Raw genomic sequence first — 13105 nt, forward strand, 5'->3', positions numbered from 1 at the left:
TGTATTCACAGCGGTTCCGAAACACGCTACCAAGTGACTCACCGCCACCAAGCTAGCTTCAGAGCCACCACTTATTAAAGCTCCTTCGCCTTCTCCTGCATCTTGATCACATCCTTCATTCGCTGTTCCAGAATCGCGTGGGTCTGGTAGTCGTTTTTCGCCAGGCGTACGCCGTGGCGCAGGTGCTGCAGGGCTTTGTCGAACACGCCGTTCAGGATGTAGTACTCGGCACGGGCCTCGTGCACGCCGACGATATCGCCGGCCAGACCGTGGGTTTCTGCCAGCAGGTACCACACTGCCGGGTCCTTGCGGCGCTCACGGCTGTGTTTGGAGAGGATGCGCTCGGCGGCCAGATAATTGCCTGCTTTGAAGTGGGCGTTGGCCAAACCCATGATCAAGGCGTGATTCTTGGGATTGTTCTCCACGGCTTTTTCCAGCCGCCGGGTGGCACTGGTGTAGTCGTGGCGGGCCAGGTCGATGTCGGCGCGGGCGAGGATAAAGGCGTCTTTATCCGGCTCTTTGTCCAGCAGCGGCTGCAGCGATTCCAGCGCTTCGTCGGGTTTGCCCGCTGAAGTCTGGGCGAGCACCAGGCCGTAGCGCGCGGCGTCTTCGTTGTCATTCACCCCTCGCAGTTCCGCCTGGAATCGCTTTACCGCCTGCTGTGGTGTGGCTTCGGCGGCCACGCGAATACGGGCGCGCATCAGGTGGTATTCACGGCTGTCCCGCAGTGGCACCTTTTCCATGCGATTAGCGCGCAGCTTGGCGTCGGCAATCCGCTTTTCCGTCACCGGGTGCGTGAGCAGGAATTCCGGCGGGCGGCGGTAATAGCGGGTGGCCTTCAGCATTTGTTCAAACATTTCGCCGGCCGCCTGTGGGTCCATGCCGGCCTTGGCCAGGGTCTCGATGCCCACGCGGTCTGCCTCCTGCTCGTTCTGGCGGGAGAAGCGCAGCTGGTTGTCGAGTGCAGCCGCCTGGGTGGCGGTCATTGCGGCGATACCAGCGTCGCCCCCGGCAGTGGCGGCGAGCACCAGGGCGCCGAGCATGCCGGCGAGGGTGGGCAGGGTGCTGTTGCGCTGGGCCTCGAGCGAGCGGGCGTAGTGGCGCTGGCTCAAGTGCGCGAGTTCGTGGGCGAGAACCGAGGCAAACTGGTCTTCATTCTCCGCGAACAGAAACAGACCCGTGTGTACACCCACCACACCACCGGGTACCGCGAAGGCGTTCATGGTGTCATTTTTGACTACCACGACGTCCAGGGTCTTGTCTTCCAGCGGGCTGTATTCGGCGAGGACTTTAAGGGAGTTTTCCACGTACTGCTGTAGCAGGGCGTCGCTGGAGGTGCGCACCTGGCTGCGGAACATGCGCAGCCACATCTCGCCCAGCTCATTTTCGCGCGCGCGGGAGACCAGGCCGCTGCTGGTGTCTCCGAGTTGTGGCAGTTGGATGTGCTGGTGGTCGTCCTGCGCGGTGGCGCCAACGGAAGCGCCTGCGAGAAGCAGGCCGGTGGCCATGCCGGCGACGCTCCGACGCAGGCCCTGCCAGCACCCGCTGTGGCGCGGAGTGCGCCCTATGGTTCGCCTGATCGTGGTGGAAAATTCGGTCATATCGTTTACTGGGACTGCCAGGTTGCCTGTGGCTAACACTATACGTAACCCTGTGGGACTGTCGAGGTTTTGAGCAGTTCCCCGGGAAAAGGTTCTACTGATCGGCCCATTGACCCGATGGCGTCGGTATAATTCGCGGCGTTTACTGTTCTTTACCACCGGAAACCGGGGAGTCATGACCGAATCAGTCAAACGCGCCGCAGAAGCCCCGGACTTCAACTGGGATTCAGCTTTAAGGGTAGATGCCCGCGGCCTCCCGTGCCCGCAGCCACTGCTGGCCATGCGCCGCGCGCTGAAAACACTGGCGCCGGGCTCTCTGTTGCTCCTGATCGCCACCGACCCCGCGTCCCGCGAGGATATTCGCAGCTTTTGCCGCCTGAGTGGTGTACCTTTGCTGCGTGCCGAGTGCCCGGGGGGCGAGTTCCACTACTGGCTCGCCACCATCTGAAGCGGTCGTACAAAAGCGGGATACGCCGCGCTGTCGTCCATGCAAGTTCACATATCCACAGTCAGGTAACGTCGTTTTATGTTCGCGATCGTCAGGGGTTGGGTAAATCGCTATTTCAGCCAGGAAGAGGTGGTACTGCTGGTACTGCTGCTGCTGGCCGCCATGGTTGTTCTGGCGACCCTGGGGGGGGTGCTGGCACCGGTGCTGGCGGCCCTGGTTATCGCGTTTTTGCTGCAGGGAATGGTGCAGCGGCTGGAATCCTGGAAGGTGCCGCACTGGCTGGCGGTCACCATCGCCTGCCTGGTATTGGTGGGGGCCATCGCAGGGCTGATGTTTGTGGTGATGCCGATCATCTGGCGCCAGACCGTGCGTCTGTTCGCCGAGCTGCCGAATATGATCGATCGCGGCCAGGAGCTGTTGCTGCTGCTGCCGGAGCAGTACCCGCGCCTGGTTACTGCGCAGCAGATCGATGAAATCTTCAATACCCTGGGCAGCGAGCTGGGTTCCTTTGGTCAGACGGTGTTGACCTTTTCTCTGGCCAACATTCCGGTGCTGGCAGCGGTGCTTATCTATCTGGTTGTCGTGCCCATTCTGGTGTTCTTCTTTCTTAAAGACTCCAACAAACTGCTCGCCTGGTGTGCCTCCTTTCTACCCCACCAGCGCCCCATGCTGCGCCAGATCTGGCATGAGATGAATGACCAGGTGGCCAACTACGTGCGCGGAAAGGTGATCGAAATCGCTATTGTGGCGCTGGTCAGTTACATCGCATTCCTGCTCCTCGGTGTCAATTACGCGCTGTTGCTGGCGGTGGCCGTGGGGCTTTCCGTGCTTATCCCCTATATCGGCGCGGCGGCGGTGACCATTCCGGTGGCGGCCATCGGCCTGTTCCAGTGGGGCTGGAGCAGCGAGTTTTTCTGGCTGATGTTCGCCTACGGCGTCATCCAGCTGCTGGACGGCAATGTGCTGGTGCCCATCCTCTTTTCTGAAGCGGTCAACCTGCACCCGGTGGCGATTATTCTCGCGGTACTGGTGTTCGGCGGTATCTGGGGTTTCTGGGGTGTGTTTTTCGCCATCCCCCTGGCTACCCTTGCCAAGGCCATCATGAACGCCTGGCCCACGGCGGATCACCAGGCGGCGTGGCAGGAACGCGAACTGCTGGCCGCCAGCGAGAGCACCGACGCCAGCAATTAATCCGCAGGCCCCGGGCGGGAGTGGCATTCTCCCGCCCGGGGCACTAATATCCCGCGCTTCATTTCTCGCCGTCGCGCGCTGCGTGGCCCGGCCGTTGAACCAGCCATAGGAAAGACCCATGAGCCTTGCTGACAAAGTACTGGCAGTGAACAACGATTTACCGATCCGCACCGACAAGCCCGTACACAGCGGCAAGGTCCGCTCCGTGTACTGGCTGACCGAAGCGGATAGCCGCCGCTTGATTGAGGAGAAGGGCTACCCGGTAGCCGCGGACGCGCCGCTGGCGGTTATGGTGATTTCTGACCGTATTTCCGCCTTCGACTGTATCTGGACCGGCGAGGGCGGCCTGTTGGGTGTGCCGGGCAAGGGCGCGGCCCTGAATGCGATCTCCAACCACTGGTTCAAGCTGTTCAAGGAGCAGGGGCTGGCGGACAGTCATATCCTGGATATTCCCCATCCGGGTGTATGGATCGTACAGAAGGCCAGTCCGGTCAAAATTGAAGCCATCGTGCGCCAGTACATCACCGGTTCCATGTGGCGCGCCTACAGCAAGGGCGAGCGCGAGTTCTGTGGTATCGAGATCCCGGATGGATTGCAGAAGGATCAGAAACTGCCGGAGTTGCTGGTTACACCCTCCACCAAGGGTATTCTGAAAGGCATTCCCGGTGTCCCGGAAGCGGACGATGTGAATATCACGCGCAAGAATATTGAGGACAATTTCGAGGCGTTCAATTTCCGCAGTAAGGGCGACATAGCGCTGTACGAAAAACTGCTGAAAGAGGGCTTCGAGGTGATTTCCTCGGCGCTGGCCGAGCTGGATCAGATCTTCGTGGATACCAAGTTCGAGTTCGGTTATGTGACGGATGCGGAAGGTAACGAGAAGCTGATCTACATGGATGAGGTGGGTACGCCGGACTCTTCCCGTATCTGGGATGGCGAGGCCTATCGCAACGGCAAGGTGCTGGAAAACTCCAAAGAGGGCTTCCGCCAGGCGCTGCTGAGCTACTTCCCAGATCCGGACATTCTGTTGAACAAGGATCGCATGGATGAGAGAGAAGCGCTGGCTCGCGACAACGCACTGCCGGAGTCTATGTTGATGGACCTGTCGGCGACTTACGTGGGTATCGCCGAGAAAATTATTGGAGGTAAGTTGGAGATTTCTGACAATCCGAAAGCGGAAATTATTCAGGTTCTGCGGGATGAATATGGTCTGATTGACTGACTTTTCCCACAAGAAAATTTTGAAACCGGCCTCTGTGCCGGTTTCTTTTTTTCGGGTGCGGGTGAATTGCTGCTGTGGCGCCAAAGCACTGGGGGCGGGTTTTCAGGACCGCTGTGAACCCATCCCTGGGCGCTGCGGCGCAAACATCCTGTTTGCGACGCTCCTGAAAACCCGCCCCCAGCACTTTGGCTTCTCTTGAAGAGTCGTATGTCCGATTTGACTATTTAACCAAGGTGGATCAGTAAACTGAACTCGTCGATAAGGCAGAGCACCGGGGAGGGCGTTTCAGGATCGTCGGCAACAGGGACGTTGCCGACGAAGCGTACAGGGATGTATTCACAGCGGTCCTGAAACGCCCTCCCCGGTGGTCTGCCGCCAACGATCTTCCTACGGAGTTAACCCAGAAAGTGGCACCGCCACAATTCGCCACAATTGATCCCGACCCTGCCCAGATCGAGCCCCTCTGCCGCCCACTTGCCCCAGTTAAATGTCTCCATTGATGAAAACTCTGGAGGCACCAGTGAACCGTCCCTTTTTCCATGCACCGCGCATCCAGCGCGACCTTTTGATTCTCCCCACCGAGGAATACTACCGCCGGCGCTACCGCAAAAACCGCACCGGCAGCTGGCTGTTGTTACTGGTAACCGCGATCGCCGTACTGTTTGCCGCACTAGGGGCAAAAGCGCAGGAATTGGAAATTGAGGGGAGTGCAGAGCGAGGTGCAGAGTTTGAAAGCGTGGGCATCAACGACACCGGCAGTGGCGACCTCCTGTTCCAGACCGGCGAACAAGGCCGCTACATCCCCGCCATCCACCTCGGCACCGAAGTGGATATCAAAGTGCGCGGCCTGGTGGCGGAAGTAACCCTGCAGCAACAGTTTTCCAACACCAGCAACGACTGGCAGGAAGCGGTGTATGTACTGCCACTGCCGGAAAATGCCGCGGTAAATGGCATGGAAATAATGGTGGGCGAGCGGCGTATCGTCGGCGAGGTGCGCGAGCGCCAGCAGGCGCAAAAGATTTACAAAGAAGCGCGGGAAGCGGGAAAGCGCGCGGCGCTGCTGGAGCAGCAGCGCCCGAATCTGTTTACCAGCCGGGTCGCGAATATCGCGCCGGGTGAAAAAATTGCCGTGGAAATCCGCTACCTGCAAAACCTGCGCTTCGACAGCGGCCAGTTCAGCCTGCGTCTGCCCAGCACATTGACCCCGCGCTATATGCCGGGCGTGCCGGTGGCCGCCGAACAGCAGGTAAGCCTCAACCCCCACGGCTGGTCGCTGCCCACCGATCAGGTGCCGGACGCGGACCAGATTTCTCCGGTGATGATGCCAATGAACGAACTGGCGGAGCAGGGGAGCCACCAGATGAAAATCCACATTGATCTCGGCATGGGATTGCCGCTCGCCGATATTTACAGCCCCTACCACGAGATCGATTTCCGCAGTGAGAGCGACCACCGCTACAACATCCGCCTGAAGCAGGACAGCGTGCCCATGGACCGGGACTTTGCGCTTTATTGGCGACCGCAGGCATCGGCGATGCCGGCGGCGGCGATGTTTGCCGAGCAATCGGCGACGGATTCCTCGCAGTATCTACAGTTGTTGCTGCTGCCGCCCCAGGGCGATGCGCATTCCCGCAAGCTGCCGCGGGAGGTGGTTTACGTGGTGGATACGTCCGGTTCCATGGGCGGCAACTCCATCCGCCAGGCCAAGGAAAGCCTGCTGTTGGCGCTGTCGCGTCTCGACGGCATGGATCGCTTCAACGTGATCGAATTTAACAGCGACTATTACACCCTGTATCCGCGCCCGCTCGCCGCCACACCGGAAAATATCCAGCGTGCGCGGGACTGGGTGGAATCCCTCGATGCCCGCGGTGGTACCGAGATGGCGCCGGCGCTGAAAGAAGCGCTCTCGCAGCAACTGAGCGACGAGCCTGGCGAACTGGTGCGGCAGGTGATTTTTATCACCGACGGTGCCGTGGGCAATGAAAACGCGTTGTTTGAATTGATCCGCCAACGTCTCGGTGAAGTGCGCCTGTTTACCGTGGGCATCGGCTCCGCACCCAATAGCTTCTTCATGACCAAGGCCGCGCAGTACGGCCGTGGCAGTTTTGTGCAGATCGGCGACCTGAACGAAGTGCAGGGCAAAATGGCGGCACTGTTTACCAAACTGGAAAGCCCGCTGGTCACCGACCTGCAGGTGCAGTGGCCACAGGGAATCAAGGTCGAGGGCTATCCCAGACGCCTGCCGGATCTCTACCGCGGTGAACCGGTGCAACTGGTGGCGCGGTTCGACGGGAATGCGCTGGGGCACAGTGGTGCGGGAGAGGTGCGTATAAGTGGCCGTCTCGCCGGCAAACGTTTTATCCGCAACCTGTCGCTGTCACAGCTCACCGTGGACATCAGCGGCAAGGGTATCGGCAGCCTGTGGGCGCGGGAGAAAATTGCCGCGCTCAGGGATGAGCAGCGCGAGCGCGGCCAGTCGACAGATCAGGATGTGGAAGACCCGCTGCGCCAGCAGATCCTGCACTTGGCGCTCGAACATCAACTGGCCAGCCCCTACACGAGTTTCGTCGCGGTGGAGCAGACACCGGTGCGCCCGGTTTCGGAACCCCTCAAGTCCAGTCCGGTGCCAAACGCGGTGGCCCATGGCCAGGTGCAGCAACCGTTCACTTACCCCGCAACCGCCAATGGTATTTATGGTCAGTGGCTGCTGGCGACGCTGTTGCTCGCGTTGGGCGGTCTGCTGCGCAAGTGGCGGGGCGCTGTGGAGCGCAACCTGCGCCGCTGGCTGCGCGGCGTATTGCCGGACCTGCGCGGCCGGAATGTGCCGAGTCAGGAGCGCGTGCAGTGATTTCTCTCGGCAAGCTTATGCGCTGGCTGCCTGCATTGTTGATTGGTGCCGGGTTGTGGCAGCTCGGCAGTGGCACCTGGGTACTGCTCAAGGCGGAACTGGCTCAGTACCTGATCAGCGATTCCTGGCAGCGCCAGCTCGTAAGCGGTGAAGTGCACAAGCCCTGGCCCTGGGCGGACACCTGGCCGGTGGCGCAACTGCAACTCGGGGATGAAAAGCCACTGGTGGTATTGCAGGGTATCAGTGGCCAGGCTCTGGCCTTTGGTCCCGGGCTTTATGAAACCTCGGCGTTGCCGGGCTCCAGTACCGCGCAAACAACCACCGTGATCGCCGCCCACCGCGACACGCACTTTCGCGGGCTCAGGTCTTTGCGTCCAAATATGCCGATACAGCTGCAGGGGCGCGACGGCCGCTGGCGCAGTTTTCGGGTGCTGGGCGCGCAGGTAGCGGATAGTCGCAGCGGCACGCTGCCGGCATTTGCACAGGCGGGCGACGTGCCGGACCTGATTCTGGTGACTTGCTACCCGTTTGATGCGCTGGATGCCGGTGGTCCCCTGCGGTATCTGGTCTATGCGGAATCTGCGCCCGATACCGCGACCGACCATATTGTGGAGCTGTAATATTTGTGGCCGACAAAATAATGAATGGATGAGAGGTGCGGCTGGGTATTCTGCCGATGTCAGCGTTGGGCATGACCGCGAGGGATATGGAGTGCAGTTGCCGCAGGCGCGTGCCTCCACCGCTTACTCTGTCGTCACCGCTGGTTCAGCGAACAGGTACTCCCGTTCATGTTGACGCGGTGTACTACCGGGCTTTGGGCAAAATTCGTGACCGAAACTGAAAATCTGGACTTTATTTTGTAGCGGGATTACGCAAATTATCCCCAATTGGTTTCGGAATTCTGGTGTTTAAGCAAATATTTGTTTTGCAATTTGGTTTTATTTGTTACTAATCGTCCTATCTGGTAAATCGCTTGTAGTAATACTACAATCGCCTCGCTTGCTTGCGCAGGTCTGTTAATTGAGGACAGCCACACCACTGCTGGTGCTGAGTCTGATCCGCGAGCCAATTGACTGGCCCCGTATGCACTTTCGAATTCAATGCCGAATTCATGTCGAGCCGGTTTTCAGGAGTCTCTGAGTCAGGTCCCATTAATGCACCAGAGTTTCCTGACCGGCGGTAATCAGATCGCACAGTTCCACTGAACGCGCTCCCAGTGCTGAATCTCTGAGCAGTACGCGCTGCTTTTCCGCCATTTAGGGCGGTGAATTGGCGAGTGAGGGCTCGGGGCCGGGGTAAACTCCCGCGCTTGAGGTACTGTTGCGCGGCAAAATTCTGACCATAAAAAACACCGACTCGACGTCGTACTTTCGCCGAGGAGCATTTGATGCACGAAGAAACCGACATTCAGGAAACGCAGGAATGGCTTGACGCGCTGCAGGCGGTAATCCGCCACAGCGGCAAGGAGCGCGCAGCGTTCCTGATCAAGCAGCTGTCTGACCGCGCCACCAATATTGGCGTTCAGCTGCCGGCGGCCATCACCACCCCCTACCGCAATACCATTCCGCCACAGGCGGAAAAGCGTATGCCGGGTGATCTGTTCATGGAGCGTCGAATCCGCTCCCTGATCCGCTGGAACGCGCTGGCCATGGTGGTGCGCGCCAACTCCAACAGCGACAGCCTGGGCGGCCACATCGCGAGTTTCTCCTCCGCGGCCACCCTGTACGACGTTGCATTCAATTACTTCTTCCGCGGCAACGAGGGCGAAGAGCGCGGCGACCTGATCTTCTTCCAGGGCCACAGCGCGCCGGGTATCTATGCCCGCTCTTATCTTGAAGGCCGCTTCGATGAAGACAAACTGGATAACTTCCGCCGCGAAGTGAACGGCCAGGGTCTGTCCTCCTACCCGCACCCGTGGCTCATGCCGGACTACTGGCAGTTCCCCACTGTGTCCATGGGCCTTGGCCCGATCCAGGCGATCTACCAGGCGCACATCATGCGCTACCTGTCCGCCCGCGGTCTGTCTCCGCGCGGCGATCGCAAGGTGTGGGCCTTCCTCGGCGACGGCGAGTGTGACGAGCCGGAATCCCTGGGCGCGATTGCGCTGGCAGGTCGCGAGGGCCTGGAGAACCTGGTGTTCGTGGTCAACTGTAACCTGCAGCGTCTGGATGGCCCGGTGCGCGGCAACGGCAAGATCGTGCAGGAGCTGGAAGGTGTCTTCCGCGGTGCCGGCTGGAACGTGATCAAGGTCCTGTGGGGGCGCCTGTGGGACCCGCTGCTGGAAAAAGACGACAAAGGTCTGCTGCAGAAAGTCATGGACGAGACCGTCGACGGCGAGATGCAGAACTTCAAGGCCAACGGCGGCGCTTATACCCGCGAGCATTTCTTCGGCAAGTACCCCGAGCTGCTGGAAATGGTCAAGGACATGTCCGACGACGAGATCATGAAGCTGAATCGCGGTGGCCACGACCCCTACAAGGTCTATGCCGCTTACGCCGAAGCCATGGCGAGCAAGGGCAAGCCTACCGTAATCCTGGCGCAGACCGTGAAAGGCTACGGCCTGGGTGCCGCCGGTGAAGCGGCGATGGATACCCACAACGTGAAGAAGATGGACACCGAAGCGCTGAAGCGCTTCCGCGACCGCTTCGCGATCCCGATTACCGACAAGGAAATCGAGGAAGTTCCCTACTACCGTCCGTCTCCCGACAGCCCGGAAATGAAATACATGGCCGAGCGTCGCAAGGCGTTGGGCGGCCCGGTACCGTCCCGCAGCACCGAAGTGGCGAAGCTGCAGATTCCGGAACTGGACGCCTTCAGTGCCGTTACCAAGGGCTCTGGCGATCGCGAAATCTCCACCACCATGGCGTTCGTGCGCCTGCTGTCGGTGCTGGTGAAAGACAAGAATATGGGCCAGAACGTGGCGCCGATCGTGCCCGACGAAGCCCGTACCTTCGGTATGGAAGGTCTGTTCCGTCAGCTGGGTATCTACTCCTCCCAGGGGCAGAAATACACCCCGGTCGATCACGGCCAGATCATGTATTACAAGGAAGACAAGAAAGGCCAGGTGCTGGAAGAGGGCATCAACGAAGCCGGTGCCATGTCCGCGTGGATGGCGCTGGCGACCGCCTACAGCAACCACGGCGTGCCGATGGTGCCGTTCTACATCTACTACTCCATGTTCGGTTTCCAGCGTATCGGCGACCTGGCCTGGGCCGCGGGCGACATGCAGGCGCGGGGCTTCCTGGTAGGCGCCACCGCCGGCCGCACCACCCTGAACGGCGAAGGTCTGCAGCACCAGGACGGCCACAGCCTCGTGCTGTCTGGCACCATCCCCAACTGTAAGAGCTACGACCCGGCCTATGGTTACGATCTGGCGGTCATCGTCCGCCACGGTCTGAAGGAGATGTACGAAGAACAGAAGAACCTCTTCTACTACGTCACCATCGAAAACGAAAACTACCTGCAACCGGAAATGCCGCAGGGCGTGGAAGAGGGCATCATCCGCGGTATCTACAAGCTGGAAGGCAACTCGCGCAAGGCCGGTAAAGGCAAGGCAGCGAAGAAGCATGTACAGCTGGTGGGCGCCGGTTCCATCCTGCGCGAAGTCATCGCGGCGGCCGAGATCCTCGCTGACCAGTTCGGTGTGACCTCCGACGTGTGGAACCTGACCTCTGCCAACGAAGCCTCCCGCGAGGCCCAGGACGTGGCGCGCTGGAACATGCTGCACCCGACCGAGGCGCCGCGCAAAGCGTGGATCAGCGAGCAGTTCGAAGGCAACGAGACCCCGGTGATTATCTCCACCGACTACATCCGCGCCTACGTAGAGCCGCTGCGCGAGTTCATCGACGGCAACGTAATTGCGCTTGGCACCGACGGTTTCGGCCGCTCCGACAGCCGCGAGCAGCTGCGCCGCTTCTTCGAAGTGGACCGCAACTACGTAACCATCGCCGCGCTGGCCGGCCTGGCCAAGCAGGGTGTGATCGATGCCAGTGAAGTGGCGGATGCCATCAAGAAACTGAACATCGACGCGGAAAAAGTGAATCCGCGCCTGGTTTAACGCCCGCTGAGTAAGGAAGGTAGAGTTATGGCAAAACAAGTCATTAAAGTGCCCGATCTCGGCGGTGCCGATCAGGTCGATGTTATTGAAATTGCCGTTGCCGTGGGTGACACGGTGGCGGAAGAGGATGCGCTGATTGTCGTTGAAGGCGACAAGGCCTCCATGGACGTGCCTGCGCCGCTCGCCGGCAAGATCCTGAGCATCTCCGTCAAGGTGGGTGACAAGATCTCCGAAGGCGATGTGATCGGCGAAATTGAAGTGGCTGGTGACTCTTCGGAAGAGAAAGCGGAAGAAGCGGCGCCAGCCGCCGAAGCTGCACCGGCACCAGCTCCCGCCGCTGCACCCGCTCCGGCGCCTGCAGCAGCGCCCGCAGGCGAAGCCAAAGAGATGGACATCGTAGTTCCGGACCTCGGCGGTGCCGACTCCGTGGATGTGATCGAACTTTCCGTTGGCGCCGGCGACGAAGTGGGCGAGGGCGATTCCCTGATCGTGGTGGAAGGCGACAAGGCTTCCATGGACGTTCCCTCTCCGGCGGCGGGCACCATCGTGTCCCTGTCCGTGAAAGTGGGCGACAAGGTTTCCACCGGTGACGTGATCGGTGTGATGAAGGCCCAGGCGGCTGGCGCTGCTGAAGCGCCGGCAGCAGCTGCGCCCGCTCCGGCCCCGGCTGCTGCGCCGGCACCTGTGGAGTCGCAAGAGCCGCCGGCAGCGCCCCAAAAAGACCACCATCTGGAGCGGGATCACTCCCCCTCCGCGGAAGTGTACGCCGGCCCCGCGGTGCGCAAGCTGGCGCGCGAACTGGGTGTGACACTGAACAAGGTCAAGCCCACAGGTCCGCGCAACCGTGTCACTAAGGACGACCTGAACACGTATATCCGCGAACAGGTGAAAAAAGCGGAAAGCGGTTCCGCCGGTGTTGGCGGCGGTATCGGTATCGCGCCGATGCCCGAGATCGACTTCAGCCAGTTCGGCCCGGTGCGCACCGAGCCGATGAGCAAAATCCACAAGATCACTGCGGCCAATATGTCGCGCAACTGGTTGAACGTACCCCACGTTACCCAGTTCGACGATGCGGATATCACTGAGCTGGAAGAATTCCGCAAATCCATGAAAGCAGAAGCGGAAAAACGCGGTGTGAAACTCACCCCCGTGCCCTTCTTGCTGAAAGCCGCTGCTGCGGCCCTGCGCGAAGTACCGAGCTTCAACGTATCCCTGCACAACGATGGCGAACATATCGTGCACAAGGATTACGTACACATCGGCATGGCGGTGGATACCCCCAAAGGGCTGGTGGTCCCGGTAATCCGCGACGTGGACAAGAAAGGACTCTACGAGCTGGCGGAAGAAGCGACCACCATGGCGCTCGCCGCACGCGATGGCAAGTTGAAGCCCCGCGACATGCAGGGTGCCTGCTTCACCATCTCCAGCCTCGGCGCCATCGGCGGCACCGGCTTTACCCCAATCGTCAATGCGCCGGAAGTGGGTATTCTCGGTGTGTCCAAGCTGGCGGTGCGCCCGGAGTGGAACGGCAAGGAATTCGTGCCACGGCAGATGCTGCCGCTGGCGCTGTCCTACGATCACCGCGCAGTCAATGGTGGTGATGCCGGACGCTTCCTGACCTATCTGGCTGCGGTACTCGCGGACGTGCGTCGACTGCTGCTGTAAGCGATCGCAGGGTGTCCGAACAAAAAGCGCCGGCGGGGCAACCCGCCGGCGCTTTTTTTTGTTCGCAATCGGG

8 protein-coding genes are annotated in these 13105 nt (G+C 60.4%); 7 read left to right on the forward strand and 1 reads right to left on the reverse strand.

The window, feature by feature from the left end:
* Nucleotides 1–74: 74 nt before the first annotated feature.
* Nucleotides 75–1601, reverse strand: coding sequence for a M48 family metalloprotease (locus tag GNX18_RS19005; RefSeq protein ID WP_240914105.1), 1527 nt, complete (start codon nucleotides 1599–1601; stop codon nucleotides 75–77).
* A gap of 175 nt (nucleotides 1602–1776) precedes the next feature.
* On the opposite strand from GNX18_RS19005, the gene GNX18_RS19010 reads away from it, so the two are divergent.
* The 7 genes from GNX18_RS19010 (at nucleotide 1777) to aceF (ending at nucleotide 13032) form a co-directional block, all read left to right on the forward strand.
* On the forward strand, nucleotides 1777–2049 hold the full coding sequence (locus tag GNX18_RS19010) for a sulfurtransferase TusA family protein (protein WP_166220120.1): 273 nt from the start codon (nucleotides 1777–1779) through the stop codon (nucleotides 2047–2049).
* Nucleotides 2050–2127: 78 nt separating this feature from the next.
* Nucleotides 2128–3240, forward strand: coding sequence for an AI-2E family transporter (locus GNX18_RS19015; protein ID WP_166220122.1), 1113 nt, complete (start codon nucleotides 2128–2130; stop codon nucleotides 3238–3240).
* A gap of 118 nt (nucleotides 3241–3358) precedes the next feature.
* Nucleotides 3359–4462: a phosphoribosylaminoimidazolesuccinocarboxamide synthase gene (locus GNX18_RS19020; RefSeq protein WP_138236095.1), complete on the forward strand. Its 1104-nt coding sequence runs from the start codon at nucleotides 3359–3361 to the stop codon at nucleotides 4460–4462.
* A 520-nt stretch (nucleotides 4463–4982) separates the two neighbouring features.
* The gene (locus GNX18_RS19025) at nucleotides 4983–7310 is read left to right on the forward strand and encodes a marine proteobacterial sortase target protein (RefSeq protein ID WP_166220124.1); all 2328 of its coding nucleotides are present in this window, start codon (nucleotides 4983–4985) and stop codon (nucleotides 7308–7310) included.
* Nucleotides 7307–7930 carry a class GN sortase gene (locus tag GNX18_RS19030; RefSeq protein WP_240914107.1) on the forward strand — a complete coding sequence of 208 codons (624 nt, stop codon included), beginning with the start codon at nucleotides 7307–7309 and terminating at the stop codon, nucleotides 7928–7930. Before GNX18_RS19025 ends, GNX18_RS19030 begins: the two co-directional genes overlap by 4 nt.
* A 767-nt stretch (nucleotides 7931–8697) precedes the next feature.
* Nucleotides 8698–11367, forward strand: a complete 2670-nt coding sequence (aceE, locus tag GNX18_RS19035) for a pyruvate dehydrogenase (acetyl-transferring), homodimeric type (protein ID WP_138236093.1) — start codon at nucleotides 8698–8700, stop codon at nucleotides 11365–11367.
* A 27-nt stretch (nucleotides 11368–11394) separates the two neighbouring features.
* Nucleotides 11395–13032 (forward strand): dihydrolipoyllysine-residue acetyltransferase, encoded by a 1638-nt coding sequence (gene aceF, locus GNX18_RS19040; RefSeq protein ID WP_166220126.1) that lies wholly within the window; start codon nucleotides 11395–11397, stop codon nucleotides 13030–13032.
* Nucleotides 13033–13105 lie beyond the last annotated feature (73 nt).

Source organism: Microbulbifer sp. SH-1 (genome assembly GCF_011326135.1).
Taxonomy (GTDB): domain Bacteria; phylum Pseudomonadota; class Gammaproteobacteria; order Pseudomonadales; family Cellvibrionaceae; genus Microbulbifer; species Microbulbifer harenosus.

Coding starts and splice junctions, on each gene's coding strand:
- GNX18_RS19010 (WP_166220120.1), top strand. CDS start 1,777: ATGACCGAATCAGTCAAACGCGCCGCAGAAGCCCCGGACTTCAACTGG.
- aceE (WP_138236093.1), top strand. CDS start 8,698: ATGCACGAAGAAACCGACATTCAGGAAACGCAGGAATGGCTTGACGCG.
- GNX18_RS19020 (WP_138236095.1), top strand. CDS start 3,359: ATGAGCCTTGCTGACAAAGTACTGGCAGTGAACAACGATTTACCGATC.
- GNX18_RS19005 (WP_240914105.1), bottom strand. CDS start 1,601: ATGACCGAATTTTCCACCACGATCAGGCGAACCATAGGGCGCACTCCG.
- aceF (WP_166220126.1), top strand. CDS start 11,395: ATGGCAAAACAAGTCATTAAAGTGCCCGATCTCGGCGGTGCCGATCAG.
- GNX18_RS19015 (WP_166220122.1), top strand. CDS start 2,128: ATGTTCGCGATCGTCAGGGGTTGGGTAAATCGCTATTTCAGCCAGGAA.